The 15,210-nt window shown below is 70.3% G+C and carries 11 protein-coding genes; 5 read left to right on the top strand and 6 right to left on the bottom strand.

Going from position 1 to position 15,210, the window contains the following annotated elements:
* Nucleotides 1-29: 29 nt before the first annotated feature.
* Nucleotides 30-1,058, top strand: coding sequence for an LLM class flavin-dependent oxidoreductase (locus ACIP6N_RS26405; RefSeq protein WP_401819508.1), 1,029 nt, complete (start codon nt 30-32; stop codon nt 1,056-1,058).
* A gap of 55 nt (nt 1,059-1,113) precedes the next feature.
* On the opposite strand, the gene ACIP6N_RS26400 is transcribed toward ACIP6N_RS26405, so the two are convergent.
* Nucleotides 1,114-2,700, bottom strand: coding sequence for an FAD-dependent monooxygenase (locus ACIP6N_RS26400; RefSeq protein ID WP_401819585.1), 1,587 nt, complete (start codon nt 2,698-2,700; stop codon nt 1,114-1,116).
* A gap of 74 nt (nt 2,701-2,774) precedes the next feature.
* Between ACIP6N_RS26400 and ACIP6N_RS26395 the strand changes: the two genes are divergently transcribed.
* The 3 genes from ACIP6N_RS26395 (at nt 2,775) to ACIP6N_RS26385 (ending at nt 6,711) form a co-directional block, all read left to right on the top strand.
* Entirely contained in the window at nt 2,775-3,497 is a 723-nt protein-coding gene (locus ACIP6N_RS26395; RefSeq protein ID WP_401819505.1) for a TetR/AcrR family transcriptional regulator, read from the top strand.
* A gap of 154 nt (nt 3,498-3,651) precedes the next feature.
* Nucleotides 3,652-4,104 carry a VOC family protein gene (locus tag ACIP6N_RS26390; protein WP_401819504.1) on the top strand — a complete coding sequence of 151 codons (453 nt, stop codon included), beginning with the start codon at nt 3,652-3,654 and terminating at the stop codon, nt 4,102-4,104.
* A gap of 201 nt (nt 4,105-4,305) precedes the next feature.
* The gene (locus ACIP6N_RS26385) at nt 4,306-6,711 is read left to right on the top strand and encodes an ATP-binding cassette domain-containing protein (protein ID WP_401819503.1); all 2,406 of its coding nucleotides are present in this window, start codon (nt 4,306-4,308) and stop codon (nt 6,709-6,711) included.
* A gap of 110 nt (nt 6,712-6,821) precedes the next feature.
* Here ACIP6N_RS26385 and ACIP6N_RS26380 read toward each other — a convergent pair whose 3' ends face one another.
* The 3 genes from ACIP6N_RS26380 to ACIP6N_RS26370 are packed head-to-tail and all read right to left on the bottom strand — an operon-like array spanning nt 6,822 to nt 10,247.
* Nucleotides 6,822-7,568 (bottom strand): succinate dehydrogenase/fumarate reductase iron-sulfur subunit, encoded by a 747-nt coding sequence (locus ACIP6N_RS26380; RefSeq protein WP_401819501.1) that lies wholly within the window; start codon nt 7,566-7,568, stop codon nt 6,822-6,824.
* Nucleotides 7,565-9,538 carry a fumarate reductase/succinate dehydrogenase flavoprotein subunit gene (locus ACIP6N_RS26375; RefSeq protein ID WP_401819498.1) on the bottom strand — a complete coding sequence of 658 codons (1,974 nt, stop codon included), beginning with the start codon at nt 9,536-9,538 and terminating at the stop codon, nt 7,565-7,567. The genes ACIP6N_RS26380 and ACIP6N_RS26375 overlap by 4 nt, the downstream gene beginning before the upstream one ends.
* Nucleotide 9,539: 1 nt before the next feature.
* Nucleotides 9,540-10,247 (bottom strand): succinate dehydrogenase, encoded by a 708-nt coding sequence (locus ACIP6N_RS26370; RefSeq protein ID WP_401819497.1) that lies wholly within the window; start codon nt 10,245-10,247, stop codon nt 9,540-9,542.
* An 82-nt stretch (nt 10,248-10,329) separates the two neighbouring features.
* Here ACIP6N_RS26370 and ACIP6N_RS26365 point away from each other — a divergent pair, with 82 nt between their 5' ends.
* Entirely contained in the window at nt 10,330-11,241 is a 912-nt protein-coding gene (locus ACIP6N_RS26365; RefSeq protein WP_401819495.1) for a LysR family transcriptional regulator, read from the top strand.
* Between the two features lie 24 nt (nt 11,242-11,265).
* On the opposite strand, the gene ACIP6N_RS26360 is transcribed toward ACIP6N_RS26365, so the two are convergent.
* Together ACIP6N_RS26360 and ACIP6N_RS26355 are read right to left on the bottom strand one after the other, a co-directional pair.
* Nucleotides 11,266-13,437 carry a putative bifunctional diguanylate cyclase/phosphodiesterase gene (locus tag ACIP6N_RS26360; RefSeq protein WP_401819494.1) on the bottom strand — a complete coding sequence of 724 codons (2,172 nt, stop codon included), beginning with the start codon at nt 13,435-13,437 and terminating at the stop codon, nt 11,266-11,268.
* Entirely contained in the window at nt 13,434-14,246 is an 813-nt protein-coding gene (locus ACIP6N_RS26355) for an SAM-dependent methyltransferase (protein WP_401819493.1), read from the bottom strand. Before ACIP6N_RS26355 ends, ACIP6N_RS26360 begins: the two co-directional genes overlap by 4 nt.
* Between the last annotated feature and the right edge of the window lie 964 nt (nt 14,247-15,210).

Raw genomic sequence — 15,210 nt, 5'->3', positions numbered from 1 at the left:
CCTCGCGCGGCCCGGTTGTTGGAAGGTACGTGAGTATCGCGGCGTCTGTTCCCTTCTCCGTCCTTGACCGCTCCCGCACCCGGGAGGGCGAGGACGGCCCTTCGGCGTTGCGCGGCACCGTTCGGTTCGCGCGGCAGGCCGAGGCCCTCGGCTACCACCGCTTCTGGGTCTCCGAGCATCACAGCGTGCCCGGGGTGGCGGGATCCGCGCCGACCGTGCTCGCGGCGGCGGTCGCGGCCGCCACATCACGGATCCGCGTGGGGACCGGCGGTGTGATGCTGCCCAACCACCAACCGCTTGTTGTCGCCGAGCAGTTCGGCGTACTGGAAGCTCTTTCCCCCGGCCGGATCGACATGGGGCTGGGCCGGTCGGTGGGGTTCACCGACGGGATACGCAAGGCGCTCGGCAGGGACAAGCAGGACGCCGAGGACTTCCCCGGGCAACTCGCCGAACTGCTCGGCTACTTCGACGGCAGACAGACCGCCCATCCGCAGGTCCACGCCCACCCGGCCGAGGGGCTGCGCGTCCCCGCCTTCGTCCTCGCCACCGGCAAAGGTGCCCGTGTGGCGGCCGGGGCCGGGCTGCCGCTGGTGATCGCCGCTGTCCGGGGCGAGGACGCGATGCTGCGGGCGATCGAGGGATACCGCCGCGACTTCAGGCCCTCCGCCTGGGGCGAGCGGCCGTACGTGGTGGTGTCGGGCACGGTCGCGGTCGCGGAAACCACCGAGGAGGCGCGCAGACTGCTCATCCCCGAGGCCTGGGCCACCGCGTACTCCCGCACACGCGGCGAGTTCCCGCAGCTCACGCCCGTCGAATCGATTCTCGGCACTCCCATGACCGAGCGGGAACGCTCGCTCTTCGACGAGGCGCGGCGCGGACATCTGTACGGCACCGCGGACGAGGTGGCGGCGGGACTCGACACGCTGCTGACCCGCAGCGCCGCCGACGAGTTCCTGGTCACGACCAGTACGTACGACCGTGCCGCGATGCTCGATTCGTACCGCCGGCTGGCGGTCCTGCTCGGACGGTCCGCCGACGGGGCCACGGCGGACTTCTAGGCGTTCCTGACGCGGTACGTGGGCAGAGCACGCCGCGAACGACGGCTCACGGGATTCAGTCCGCCGGGCCGTGCTCGGGCGCGGAGGACGGCGCGCCGGCCCATCGGCGCAGAGCGGCTTCGAGGCCGGTGACAGCGGCGGCGGTCGCTCCGGAGGCGGCGACGGAGGTGTCAGGGACGGAGTCGCAGGCCCAGGCGACCACCCCGTCCGGCCGTACCAGCACCCCGGTCGGCGTGGCGTGGTCGTCGGTCACCGTGGTCACTCGCCCGTCCCAGGCGGCGGCGAGGCGGGCGAACGCCCCGTCCGGGGTCCGGTCGAGCAGCAGGAACCCGCCGCCGTGACCGTGGTCGACCAGACGCGAGCCGTCCTTCAGCCACAGGTCGGGAACGAGCCGGCCGGTCAGCGGATGGTCGCCGGGCAGGTCGACGCGCTGCGTGACGCCGGAGAGCTTCTTGACCGCGTACGTCGCGCCCGTCTCCGTGCCGAGCAGGTCGGCGACGACCTCCCGGAGCGCGGCCGACTTGGCGTCCCCGCGCATCACTCCGATCTGCGCCCGTGTCCAGTCCAGCACCCAGGCGCCCAGGGGGCGGCGCTCGGCGTCGTAGGTGTCGAGCAGCCCGTCAGATGCCCACCCGGCGACCACGGCACCCAGCTTCCAGCCGAGGTTCATCGCGTCACCGACCCCGAGGTTGAGCCCCTGACCGCCGAACGGTGAGTGCACGTGCGCGGAGTCGCCGGCCAGCAGCACCCGCCCCGCCCGGTAGTCCGCGGCCTGGCGGGCGTTGTCGGTCCAGCGGGTCGCGGCGCCACGCAGCGCGGTCAGGGTGACGTCGGTGCCCGAGACCCGGCGCAGACTGCTCTGCAGCTCCTCAAGGGTGACCGGCGCCGAGCGGTCGGCGGGAGGGCCGCCGAACTCCACGGTGACCACGCGTCCGCGCTGTGGTCCGTAGCGGTACGCGCCCCGGGCCGACCAGGCCCATCCGTTCGCGAGCTTTTCCGGGTCGGCGATGTCGGTGACCGCCAGGTAGCCGGTCAGCTCGGGATCGGTGCCGGGGAAGTCGATACCCGCGAGGCGGCGCACGGTGCTGCGCCCGCCGTCGCACCCGACCAGCCAACCGGTACGGACCGGACCCGCCGTGGTGCCGACCAGGACGCCGTCGCCGGTGTCTTCGAGCGCGGTGACCTCCACTCCGCGCAGCACCGGTACGCCGAGCCGCGTGAGGTGGTCGCCCAGCAGCTCCTCCAGCTCGGGCTGCGGCACCATCCTGGCCCCGTCGACCGACGTGTGGGCGGCCAGGTCGGCATCGGACCAGTCCACGAGGCCGGCGTCGAGGACCATGCCTGCGAAGTGTCCGGTGAAGCGCGGCACGCGGGCCTGCCGCCCGGCACCGGGCGGCAGGTCGTCGTCCTTGGGCGCGAACGATCCCACGCGTTCGAGGGTTTCTCGCTGCACCTGTTCGGCGGGGGACAGCAATCCTCGGCGGTCGAGCGCCTCGGCGGTCGGCACGTTGATCGCCCCCGCCTTCATCGCTTTGCCCGGTGCGGCCAGCCGCTCGATCACCTGCACCGTCGCCCCGGAGAGCGCCAGCTCCGCGGCGAGTACGAGGCCCACCGGCCCGGCCCCGACCACGGTCACGTCCATGTCCTGCTTCAGATTCTCATCCACGAACACCGTTCTATACACGAACGACGTTCGCGTCAAGTTATAGTGATCGGGTGAACCCGAGAGAGCGACGCGCGGCGCGCCACCAGCTTCCGAGCTCCGAGGCCGCAGCCGCCCCCAGGCCGCGGCGCCGCAAGGCCCCGATCACCGTGGAGCAGGTCGTCCGCACCGCACTGGACGTCATCGCCGCAGAGGGCTACGAGGCGCTGACCATGCGCCGGCTGGCCACCGCGCTCGACACCGGACCGGCCTCGCTCTACGCCCACGTGGTCAACAAGGCCGACCTCGACGAGTTGCTCATCGCGCGGCTGTGCGCCGAGATCACGCTGCCGGCGCCCGATCCGTCAGCCTGGCGGGAGCAGATACGCGACATGTGCGGCCGGCTGCGCGACCAGTACCTGAAATACCCCGGAATCTCCCGTGCCGCGTTCGCGATGGCCCCCACCGATCTGGAGACCGTGCGCCTGGGCGAAGGGATGCTGGCCGTCCTGCTCGCCGGCGGCGTCGCCCCGCAGGACGCGGCGTGGGCCATCGACGCCCTCTTGCTGTACGTGGCCGCGTACTGCCTGGAGATCTCCGTCATGAACCAGCGCAAGGTGGACAGTGAGGCGGAGTGGGTCGTCGACACCGGCGAGCTCCGGCGCCGGCTGGCCGCGCTGCCCGCCACGGCCTTCCCTCATACCACCCGGTACGCGGCCGAGCTCACCGCGGGCGAGGGCCACGACCGGTTCGACTTCACGCTCACCCTGATGATCGACGGCCTCGCCTCCCGCTAGGGATTGACAAAGCGCGGCCCGAGGGTAGCCGCAGACCCTCTGTCGCGCTCGGCGAACAGCCTCGAACTGCGACGACGGCGAAGTGTGCCGAGACTGGGGAGTGTGCCGGGACCGAACCGGCACCCGTATGTGCCGAAGAAGGGAAACGCGCGCGATGAACATCGACGAACTGCCTGTCCCGGAATCCGGCCTGCTCGTCACGCACTTCCTGACCGTACGGGACGTGGTCCGCTCGCGTGCCTTCTACACCGGCATCCTCGGCGGCACGGTCGTGATGGAGGAGAACCCCTGCATGATCCGGCTCGCCAACAGCTGGATCATCATGAACCCGGGCGGCGGTCCCACACCTGACAAACCCGGGATCACGCTGCGACCGCCCGACGACATCAGTACGCAGTCGAGCTTCCTCAACCTGCGGGTGGCGGACATCGACCTCTGTTACCGGGAGTGGACCGCCAAGGGCGCGGAGTTCGTGACGCCACCCATCGACCGCAAGGCCGAGGTGCGCTGCTATCTGCGCGATCCCGACGGATATCTCATCGAGGTCGGACAGACCACGGGAATCCTGAAGGGGATCCTCGCCGACCCGCCGGCCGGAACGGGGTAACCCCCCGGAGAAACGGAGTGCCCCCGTACGGTGTCCACCGCGCCGACGGAGCCCGGGCAGCACCGCCCCGCCGGCACGCCCGGGCCGCTCGCGTGGTGGCGTCGCGGGACTGCCGTACCGTCCTGACCTTCGCCGTGGGACGCTCGGATCCCACCGGCGCCGTCGACCAGCGTGCGGCGCCGCACAGAAGGGACACGTCGCATGCCCGCCCCCGCGGATCCCCCGCCCGGCACAGGACCGGGGCGGACCGCGCCCGGCCCGCACGATCCGTACGTACGGGTCCGGGGCGCCGAGGAGCACAATCTCCGCTCCGTCGACGTCGACATTCCGCGCGACGCCATCGCCGTGTTCACCGGGGTCTCCGGTTCCGGCAAGTCGTCCTTGGCCTTCGGCACCGTCTACGCCGAGGCCCAGCGCCGCTACTTCGAGTCCGTCGCCCCGTACGCGCGCCGGCTGATCCATCAGATCGGCGCGCCCAAGGTCGCCGAGATCACCGGGCTGCCGCCCGCCGTGTCGCTGGAACAGCGCAGGTCGGCGCCGGGTTCACGGTCGTCGGTCGGCACGGTCACCACTCTCTCCAACTCGCTGCGGATGCTGTTCTCCCGGGCGGGTGAGTATCCGCCGGGCGCCGAACGCCTAGATTCGGACGCCTTTTCACCGAATACGGCGGCCGGCGCGTGCCCCGAGTGCCACGGGCTCGGGCTGATCCACCGCACCGACGAGGAACTGCTCGTCCCCGAGCCCGGGTTGACGATCCGGGAAGGCGCGATCGCGGCCTGGCCCGGTGCCTGGCAGGGCAAGAATCTCCGCGATGTGCTGGACGCGCTCGGGTACGACGTCGACCGCCCCTGGCGGGAACTCGACCAGAGGGACCGGGACTGGATCCTGTTCACCGACGAGCAGCCGGTGGTCACCGTGCATCCGGTGCGGGAAGCGGGCCGGATCCACCGCCCCTACCAGGGCATGTACATGAGCGCACAACGCTATGTGCTGCGCACCTTCGCCGATTCCAAGAGCGGTTCGCTGCGCGCCAAGGCCGAGAAGTTCCTGCGCGCGCTGCCGTGCCCGGTGTGCGGCGGGCGCAGGCTGCGGCCCGAGGCGCTCGCGGTCACCTTCGGCGGCCGTACGATCGCCGACCTCGTCTCCCTCCCGCTGACCGCTCTGACGGAACTGCTGACGACCGGCGCGGCGCACTCCCCCACGGCGCGCGTCCTCACGGACGACCTGCGGGCGAGGATCGGCGTCGTCACCGAGCTGGGACTCGGCTATCTGAGCCTGGACCGGGCCACACCGACCCTCTCCAGTGGTGAACTCCAGCGGCTGCGGCTCGCCACGCAGCTGCGTTCCGGGCTCTTCGGAGTCGTGTACGTACTGGACGAGCCCTCGGCGGGGCTGCATCCGGCCGACACCGAGGCGCTGCTGGTGACGCTGGACCGGCTCAAGGCGGCGGGCAATTCCGTCTTCGTCGTGGAACACCACCTGGATGTCGTGCGGCACGCGGACTGGCTGGTCGACGTGGGTCCCGGGGCGGGTGAGCACGGCGGCGAGGTGCTCTACAGCGGTCCGCCGACCGGGCTCGCGGACGTACCGGAGTCGGCGACCCGGCGTTTCCTCTTCGGCGGCACGGTCGAGGCACCCGTGCACGCCCGGACGGTTCGCGAGCCGTCGGGCACACTGACACTGGGGCCCGTCACCCGGCACAATCTGCGCGCGGTGGAGGTCGGTGTGCCGCTCGGTGTGTTCACCGCTGTCACCGGAGTCTCCGGATCCGGAAAGACCACGCTGATCGGTGTGATCGATGAGGAAGTTCCAGGTTTGGGACGGCTGGTGACGGTGAATCAGAAGCCTATCGGCCGCACTCCACGGTCGAACCTCGCCACGTACACCGGCCTCTTCGACGTCGTACGAAAGCTCTTCGCCGGCACACCGGAGGCACGAAGGCGCGGCTACCGGGCGGGACGGTTCTCGTTCAATGTGACGGGCGGCAGGTGTGAGACCTGTCAGGGCGAGGGTTTCGTCTCCGTGGAGCTGCTTTTCCTGCCCAGTACGTACGCCCCCTGCCCGGACTGCCACGGCGCCCGCTACAACCCTCCGACGCTTGAAGTCGCTTACCAGGGACGGAACATCGCCCAGGTCCTCGACCTGACGGTGGAGGCCGCGGCGGATTTCTTCGCCGGTACGCCGGCTGTCGCGCGCAGTCTGCGGACGCTGCTCGATGTGGGCCTCGGATATCTGCGGCTCGGCCAGCCGGCCACCGAGTTGTCCGGCGGCGAGGCACAGCGCGTCAAGCTGGCCACGGAATTGCAGCGCACCCACCGCACGCACACGCTGTACGTCCTGGACGAGCCGACCGCCGGGCTGCATCCGGCCGATGTCGAGGTGCTGCTGCGGCAGTTGCACGGGCTGGTCGACGCGGGCCACTCGGTCGTGGTCGTGGAGCACGACATGACGGTGGTGGCGGGCGCGGACTGGGTCATCGACCTGGGGCCCGGCGGCGGCGACGAGGGAGGCCGCCTCGTCGCCGCCGGTACGCCGGCGGAGGTTGCCGCGGCCGCGGGCAGCCGTACGGCGCCGTATCTGGCCCGTGCGCTGCCCGCGGCGCGGTAAGTGCGCGGGGCGAGCCCCATGCGCGTGAGGGCGCGGCGACCCGCGTGCGCGGCGAGCCGCGTCACGAGTCCGCGGTGAGTGCGCGGTGCCGTGAGCAGTTGCACGGACGGTCAGCGCGCGACCTTGCGGGTCGCCCGCAGCCACTCCTTGTTCATCGCGGTGATAGACGGCAGCGGGATGCCCTTGGGGCAGGCCGTCGCACACTCCCCCGCCAGGGTGCAGCCGCCGAAGCCCTCTTCGTCCATGGTCGCGACCATGTCGAGGACCCGGGTCTCGCGCTCCGGCGCACCCTGCGGCAGCACGTTGAGATGATTGATCTTGGCCGAGGTGAAAAGCATCGCCGAACCGTTGGGGCAGGCCGCGACGCAGGCGCCGCAGCCGATGCACTCCGCGTGTTCGAAGGCGAAGTCCGCGTCGGCCTTGGGGACCGGTGTGGAGTGTGCCTCGGGGGCGGCGCCGGTGGGAGCGGTGATGTAACCGCCCGCGCCGATGATGCGGTCGAAGGCGGAGCGGTCCACGACCAGGTCCTTGACCACCGGGAACGCCCCGGCCCGCCAGGGCTCTACATCGATGGTGTCGCCGTCCTTGAAGTGCCGCATGTGGAGCTGGCAGGTGGTGGTGCGCTCGGGACCGTGGGCGTCGCCGTTGATGACGACGCCGCAGGCGCCGCAGATGCCTTCACGGCAGTCATGGTCGAAGGCGACCGGCTCGTCGCCCTTGAGGATCAGCTCCTCGTTGAGGGTGTCGAGCATCTCCAGGAACGACATGTCCTCGGAGATCTCGTCGATGTCGTAGGTGACCATGGCGCCGGGGGCGTCGGCGTCGCGCTGTCGCCAGACGCGCAGGGTGAGCCTCATGCGTAGCTCCGCTGGGTGGGGTGAACGTATTCGAAGACGAGGTCTTCCTTGTGCAGGACGGGCGCGGCGCCGGTGGCGGTGAACTGCCAGGCGGCGGCGTACGAGAACTCCTCGTCCTTGCGCGCCGCTTCGCCGCCCTCGGTCTGGGACTCCTCGCGGAAGTGGCCGCCGCAGGACTCGGAGCGGTGCAGGGCGTCGAGGCACATCAGCTCGGCGAGCTCCAGGTAGTCGACGATCCGGTTGGCCTTCTCCAGCGACTGGTTGAGTTCTTCGCCGGTGCCCGGCACCTTGATGCGGCGCCAGAACTCCTCGCGGATCTGGGGGATTCGGTCCAGCGCCTTGCGCAGGCCCTCCTCGGTGCGGGCCATCCCGCAGTATTCCCAGAGGAGTTCGCCGATCTCCTTGTGGAAGGAGTCGGGGGTGCGGTCGCCGTCAACGGCGAGGAGCAGCCGCAGCCGGTCCTCGGTGTCGGCGACGGCTTCCGCGACGGCCGGGTGGTCGTCGCCGACCGGGTCGAGGTGCGGGTGGCGGGCGAGGTAGTCGGCGATGGTGGCGGGCAGGACGAAGTACCCGTCCGCCAGGCCCTGCATCAGCGCGGACGCGCCGAGGCGGTTGGCGCCGTGGTCGGAGAAGTTGGCCTCGCCGATCGCGAACAGGCCGGGCACGGTGGTCTGGAGGTCGTAGTCGACCCACAGTCCGCCCATCGTGTAGTGGATGGCCGGGTAGATGCGCATCGGCACCTCGTAGGGGTCCTCCGCGGTGATCAGCGCGTACATCTCGAAGAGGTTGCCGTACTTCTCCTCGACCGCCTTGCGGCCGAGCCGGGAGATGGCGTCGGCGAAGTCGAGGTAGACGCCCTGTCCGCCGGGGCCGACCCCGCGTCCTTCGTCGCAGACGTTCTTCGCGGCGCGTGAGGCGATGTCGCGCGGGACGAGGTTGCCGAAGGACGGGTAGATCCGCTCCAGGTAGTAGTCGCGCTCGTCCTCGGGGATCTCGGCGGGCGGCCGCAGGTCGCCGTGTGCCCTGGGCACCCAGATCCGGCCGTCGTTGCGCAGCGACTCGCTCATCAGTGTCAGTTTCGACTGGTGCTCGCCGGAGCGCGGGATGCAGGTGGGGTGGATCTGTGTGAAGCACGGGTTGGCGAAGTACGCGCCGCGCCGGTGCGCGCGCCAGACGGCGGTGGCGTTGCTGTTCTTGGCGTTGGTGGAGAGGTAGAAGACGTTGCCGTAGCCGCCCGAGGCGAGGACGACCGCGTCGGCGAAGTAGGTGGAGACCTTGCCGCTGATCAGGTCGCGGGCGACGATGCCGCGGGCCTGTCCGTCGACGACGATCAGGTCGAGCATCTCGGTGCGCGGGTGCATCTCGACGGCGCCCGCGGCGATCTGCCGGGACAGCGCCTGGTAGGCGCCGAGCAGCAGTTGCTGGCCCGTCTGGCCACGCGCGTAGAACGTACGGGAGACCTGGACGCCGCCGAAGGAGCGGGTGTCGAGCAGGCCTCCGTACTCGCGGGCGAAGGGCACGCCCTGCGCGACACACTGGTCGATGATCTCGACGGAGGCCTCGGCGAGGCGGTGGACGTTGGACTCGCGGGCCCGGAAGTCGCCGCCCTTGACGGTGTCGTAGAAGAGCCGCTGGATGGAGTCGCCGTCGTTGCGGTAGTTCTTGGCGGCGTTGATGCCGCCCTGTGCGGCGATGGAGTGGGCGCGGCGCGGGGAGTCCTGGTAACAGAACTGGACTACGTGGTAACCCTGTTCGGCGAGGGTGGCACCAGCGGCGCCGCCCGCGAGGCCGGTGCCGACGACGATCACGGTGTGTTTGCGGCGGTTGGCCGGGTTGACCAGCTTGGCCTCGAAGCGGCGCCGGTTCCAGCGCTCGGCGACGGGTCCTTCGGGCGCCTTGGTGTCGGCGACGGGTTCGCCGGTGGTGTAGGAGGAGTAGTCGTGCACGGTGGTTCCGTTCGTGTCTGCCATGTCAGCTCACCCATCCGGTCATGACGGCGACGGGCACGGCGATGAAGCCCGCGGTCAGGACGATCGCCAGCAGATCGGCCGTGGTCTTCAGGACGCGGTCGCGGGCCGCGCTGCCGGCGCCGAGGGTCTGGGCGGCGCTCCAGAAGCCGTGCCGTACGTGCAGTCCGAGGGCCAGCATCGCCACGAGATAGATGACGTTGCCCCACCAGGTGGAGAAGGTGTCCACGATGTTCTGGTAGGGGTGGCCCTCCTGGAAGCCGCCGGAGTGCACGGTGCCGGTCGTCAGGTCGAGGATGTGCCAGACGATGAACAGGCCGAGGATGATCCCGCCCCAGCGCATGGTGCGGGTGGCATAGCTGGCGCGCGGCCGCTTGTGCTCGTACTTCTGCGGGCGGGCCGCGAGGTCCCGGCGGCTGAGCTGGTACGCGCAGACGGCGTGCAGGACGACGGCCACGACCAGCACCACGCGGATGATCCACAGCGCCCAGGAGTAGTGCAGGACGGGCTCGCCGATGGTCCGCAGCCAGTGCGCGTAGCTGTTGAAGTCGTCGGTGCCGAAGAAGATCTTGAGGTTGCCGTACATGTGCACGACCAGGTAGCCGAGCATGATCAGCCCGGAGACGGCCATGACGGTCTTTTTCCCGAGGGTCGAACCCCAGAGGGTGCGGGTCATGGACGGCCGTTTGTCCGTCCGCGTTGCCAGAGCCATGAACATGACGCTAGAGCGCCCGGGTCAAGAGGTCCAAGACATGGTGCGGCTCATATCCATAGCCGTTGCCTATGATGGCAGCGTGCAGTTCCATCAGCTTCTCTATTTCGTGGCCGTCGCCGAGTCCAAGCACTTCACTCGCGCCGCCGAGCGGGTCCATGTCGCGCAGCCGTCCCTGTCCCAGCAGATCAAGGCGCTGGAGAAGGAGCTGGGCGCCGAGCTGTTCAGCCGCGCGCGGGGCAATGTCGCCCTCACCGACGCCGGCGAGGCGCTGCTCCCGCTCGCCCGGCGCATCATCGCCGACACCGAGACCGCCAGACGCGAGGTGCAGGAGCTGGTCCAGCTGCGGCGCGGCCGGGTCAGGCTGGGGGCGCCGCCGAGCCTGTGCACGGGGCTGCTCCCCGGTGTGCTGCGCTCCTTCCACGATCTGCATCCGGGCATCGAGCTGCTGATCGAGGAGGGCGGCTCGCACGACCTGGTGCGCGCGCTGGCGCGCGGGGCGCTGGATCTCGCGCTGGTGGTGCTTCCGCTGCCGGCCTCCTCGCCCGCCCTGACCACCGTGGAACTGCTGCACGAGGATCTGGTCGTGGTGTCCTCGGCCGCCGCTCCCGCGCCCGGGCGGCCGGTCAGGATCGCCGATCTGGAGGGCCGGCCGCTGGTGATGTTCCGGCACGGCTACGACCTGCGCGAGCTGACGGTGGCCGCCTGCCGCGCGGCGGGGTTCGACCCGTCGTTCACCGTGGAGGGAGGCGAGATGGACGCCGTGCTCGGGTTCGTACGGGCGGGTCTCGGCCTGGCCGTCGTACCGAGCATGGTGGCGGCGAGCGCGGGGCGCGATCTGCGGGTCACCCCGCTGGCGAAGCCGGGGCTGAGCCGTACGATCGCGCTCGCGCACCGCAGCGACGTCGCGCCGCCGCGTGCCGCCCGCGAGCTGCAGAAGGTGCTGCTGGCGAGTACGCGCGGCCCGGCGGAGCCGGCCGGTCCTGGCGCGTAGCGCCGCACGCGGCCGGAACGGGAGCTACGAGGCGTCCACCAGCGACAGCGTGTGCAACTGCTCCGGCGGGCCGGGCCGCGCGTAGTACCAGCCCTGTCCGGTGTCGCAGCCGAGCCTGCGCAGATGCTCCGCCTGGGCTCCCGTCTCCACGCCCTCGACGGTCACGGCCAGTTCCAGGCTGTGCGCGAGCGAGACGATGCCCTCGATGATCTTGATGTCTATCGGGTCGGCCGGATGCTGCTGCATGCCCTGGGTGAACGACCGGTCCAGTTTGAGGACGCTCACCGGCAGCCGGCGCAGGTTGGCCAGGTTCGAGTAGCCGGTGCCGAAGTCGTCGAGGGCGATGTGCACCCCCATCTCGGCGAGCTGTCTGAGCGGCTTGAGCAGATCCTCGTCGGCGCCGATCAGCGCGGATTCCGTGACTTCGAGGCAGAGCGCGGACGGCGGCAGACCGACGCGCTCCAGCACCTCCACCGTGTCGGCGACGAGCCCGGGATGATGCAGCTGCGCGGGAGAGAGATTGACGTTGACCCGCAGCTGCCCGCCGAACGCCCCTTCGGGCAGCTCCTGTTGCCAGGTCATGGCCTGCCGTACGGACTGTTCGAGCACCCAGCGGCCGAGCGGCACGATCAGCCCCGTGTGCTCCGCGAGCGGGATGAACCGGTCGGGGCCCAGCACACCGTGCTGCGGATGGTGCCAGCGCACCAGCGCTTCCGCGCCGTGCACCGTGCCGTCGTCGAGATGCACCAGTGGCTGGTACTCGATGAAGAACTCACCGCGTTCCAGGGCCGCGGGCAGCGCCGTGGTCAGTCCGTGCCGGGTGATGGCGCGCGCGTCGGCCTCCGGGTCGGCCAGCTCGAAGCGGTTGCCGCCCGCCGCCTTGGCCCGGTACATCGTGATGTCCGCGCTGCGCAGCACCTCGGCGGCGCTGCGCCCGGCCGCCGGTCCCTCCACGATGCCGATGCTGCCCCGTACGGTGAACTCCCGGCCGTCGAGGCGGATCGGGGTGGCCAGCGCGCCGAGGATCCGGGACGCCAGGTCGGACACCTCGCCCTGGGTGCGGTGTCCGGTGGTCAGCGCAACGAACTCGTCTCCGCCGATCCTGGCCACCATCTCGCCGGGGGCCGTGGCGCAGCTCTGCAGCCGGTCCGCGACCTCCACCAGCAGCCGGTCCCCGGAGGAGTGGCCGAGGCTGTCGTTGATCGCCTTGAAACCGTCGAGGTCGAGGTAGCAGAGCCCGAAGCGCGGCTCGTCGGTCGCGGCGAGCGTCTTGTCCAGACGCTCGAAGAACAGCGTCCTGTTGGGCAGTCCGGTCAGGGCGTCGTGGGTGGCCTCGTAGCGCAGCCGCAGATTCAGCAGCCGGCGCTCGGTGGTGTCCTCCATCAGCGCGAGCTGGAACTGCGGTACTCCGTCGGCGTCGCGCAGCAGCGAGACCGTCAGATTGGTCCACAGCACGGTGCTGTCGTTGCGGTAGAAGGCCTTCTCGATGCGGAAGTGTTCCCGCTCGCCCCGCACCAGTTCGCGGTGCATCCGCCAGACGTGCGGACTGTCCTCGGGGTGGACCCACTCGCGAACGTTCCGACCGCGTACATGGTGTTCGAGGCCGCCGAACATCTGCGTGAGTGTGTCGTTGACCTCCAGCACTCGCCCTTCGAGATCGGCGATCCCGATGCCTATGGCCGCGCCTTCGAACACCGCGCGGAACCGCACCTCGGTGGCGTGCAGCGCGTCCTCGGCCTCGCTGCGCGCGGCGAGCGCGGAGCGTGCGATGGCCTCCTGTTCGCCGAGGGTGCGCTCGCGCAGCGCCTGGGCGAAGCCCGCCGCGACGGAGTGCTGGAGACGGGCGCAGCGGGCTCTGCTCTCCTCCGCCGCCAGTTCCTCCGCGCCGCAGTACAGCACCAGGTAGGAGTCGACGACACCGAGTGTGCTGCTGAGCGCGTCCGGGTCGGTGCAGTGGGCCGCCACGAGCGCGGTTCCCACGGTGTGCGCGGGCGAGGGGTCGAAGTGGCGGGCGTGCAGCGCCTCGTTCAACTCCCTTGCCAGCGGCAGCAGATACTGTTCGAACTCGGGGCGCGTCAGGGAAGTGGCGGTCGCCGGGTAGATCGCCCGGCTCCAGATCGTCGCGAACCGCCGGAGCCGGTCCTCCAGACCGTCCGGATGCGCCGCGGAGTCCGCTGCCTGTGACGGCACCATCATCCCTTTCGTCCTACGCCGGCGAACCCGGCGAAGGCGTACGGGTCCTCCCGCGAAGAAGCACTCTCCGGCCGCCACTTCGGCGGGGAGACGAGTCCAGGACCGATCATGTCGAACCCGTCGAAGAACCGGGCGGTCTCCTCGTGGGTACGCATCACCAGCGGGCTGCTGATGTCGGTATAGACGCCGACCGCACCGCCCGCCTGTTCCTGCGGGACGGGAATGCCGTCGTAGGAGGCGTGGCTGAGCGCGATCAGGCTGCCGGGCGCGAGTGCGTCGCGCAGTTCGGCCACGGCGCGGTACGGCTCGTCCTCGTCCGGCAGGAAGTGCAGGACGGACATCAGCAGCAGCCCCACCGGCCTTCCCAGGTCGAGGAGTTCGGCGATCGCGGGACTCTTCAGTATCCGCTCGGGCTCGCGCAGGTCGGCGTTCAACACGTCGGCGTGCTCGTTGCCCTGGAGGACGGCCCTGCTGTGGGCGACGGCGACGGGATCGTGGTCGACGTACAGCACCCGGGCGCCGGGCGACGCGGCCTGGGCGACTTCATGGACGTTTCCGTAGGTGGGAATGCCGGAGCCGATGTCGAGGAACTGGGTCACACCGTCCTCCACCGCGAATTTCACGGCACGGCGCATGAAGGCGCGGTTCGCCTTCATGATCGCGGGAAGCCCCGGCATGAACTCCATTGCCTTGCGGGCGGCTTCCCTGTCCACCTCGAAATTGTGCGAACCGCCCAGATAGTAGTCGTAAATGCGGGAAACGCTCGGCACCGAAATATCGATGCCGCGCGGGGCCCAGGCGGGACGCTCCATCGTTGTCTCCAACAGTCACCACGGTGTAGCGGCCAAGTGCGTGGCCGTTTGTTCGAGCCGAGGCTACTGATCGCCCGCCAAGAGAGCGAGCCCAAACGGAAATTAGCGATCCGTTCTTGGTCACAGGCCAGTGGCACATGCACCTGGCCCGGCCGCTACCGATCAGGGCGCCCTGGAGGACGAAGGTGGAATCTCCATGCCCTCCCGCCAACTGCTCTCACCCTCCTGACCTTTGACAACTCCCGGTTGTGCGGGGCCCCGGGAAGGCCCCAGCGGAGGGGGAGTTGATGCTCTCGCGCTTGATTCTGCCGGACCGGCCGAACGTCGCGTCGCCCTTCTTCATGATCCATTGCGTGTCATTCCAGTCCGGGAAGGGCGACAATCGGCCACTTTATTGAGGGAGAGACGGAGGAGCCGCAGGACACGGCTTACGGCTGTGCCCTTGCCGGCGTCCCCGGCCGGAGCGCGTGCCGGCCGGATGGACCGCCGACCGTGCATGACAACTTCCGCCGCTCATAAGCCAATCTCAAACCCGGAGTCGCAAACTCCACCTATCTGGGCGAATCCAAGCCGCATTTGGCGTATCGAAGCCGCTTCGGGTCCAAGCTCCTGCCCGTGTACGGATCCCTCGTCGGACGGCTGCTGACCGCCGCCTCACTCATCTGGCTGTCCGCCGTTCCCGCGCCCGCGGCGGCCGACAGCTGCGCCTACGCCTCGCTCGGCCAGGGAGGTTCGCACTGGGCCGTGGCGGGGGCCGGCAGCCACCTGTGCCCGCCCCCGCACTCGCCCTCGCCTCCCCCGCCGCCACCGCCACCTCCGCCGGCATCCACACCACCACCGCCCCCGCCTCCGCCTCCGCCACCACCCAAACCCACTCCCACGCCGCCGCCACCCGCGCCGAAACCGCCCGCTCCGGCGCCACCGGCCCCCCGGCCCGTGAAACCCGTCCCGCCGCCACCGCCCC

The organism is Streptomyces sp. NPDC088725 (assembly GCF_044751305.1).
Taxonomy (GTDB): Bacteria; Actinomycetota; Actinomycetes; order Streptomycetales; family Streptomycetaceae; genus Streptomyces.
The sequence above is the reverse complement of the archived record's forward strand: the minus strand, read 5'-3'. Positions and strand labels throughout refer to the sequence as shown.

What these genes read in the sequence shown, in the direction of transcription:
- ACIP6N_RS26375 (WP_401819498.1), bottom strand. Translation starts at nt 9,538, where the DNA reads ATGGCAGACACGAACGGAACCACCGTGCACGACTACTCCTCCTACACC.
- ACIP6N_RS26400 (WP_401819585.1), bottom strand. Translation starts at nt 2,700, where the DNA reads ATGGACGTGACCGTGGTCGGGGCCGGGCCGGTGGGCCTCGTACTCGCC.
- ACIP6N_RS26355 (WP_401819493.1), bottom strand. Translation starts at nt 14,246, where the DNA reads ATGGAGCGTCCCGCCTGGGCCCCGCGCGGCATCGATATTTCGGTGCCG.
- ACIP6N_RS26380 (WP_401819501.1), bottom strand. Translation starts at nt 7,568, where the DNA reads ATGAGGCTCACCCTGCGCGTCTGGCGACAGCGCGACGCCGACGCCCCC.
- ACIP6N_RS26360 (WP_401819494.1), bottom strand. Translation starts at nt 13,437, where the DNA reads ATGATGGTGCCGTCACAGGCAGCGGACTCCGCGGCGCATCCGGACGGT.
- ACIP6N_RS26390 (WP_401819504.1), top strand. Translation starts at nt 3,652, where the DNA reads ATGAACATCGACGAACTGCCTGTCCCGGAATCCGGCCTGCTCGTCACG.
- ACIP6N_RS26370 (WP_401819497.1), bottom strand. Translation starts at nt 10,247, where the DNA reads ATGGCTCTGGCAACGCGGACGGACAAACGGCCGTCCATGACCCGCACC.
- ACIP6N_RS26385 (WP_401819503.1), top strand. Translation starts at nt 4,306, where the DNA reads ATGCCCGCCCCCGCGGATCCCCCGCCCGGCACAGGACCGGGGCGGACC.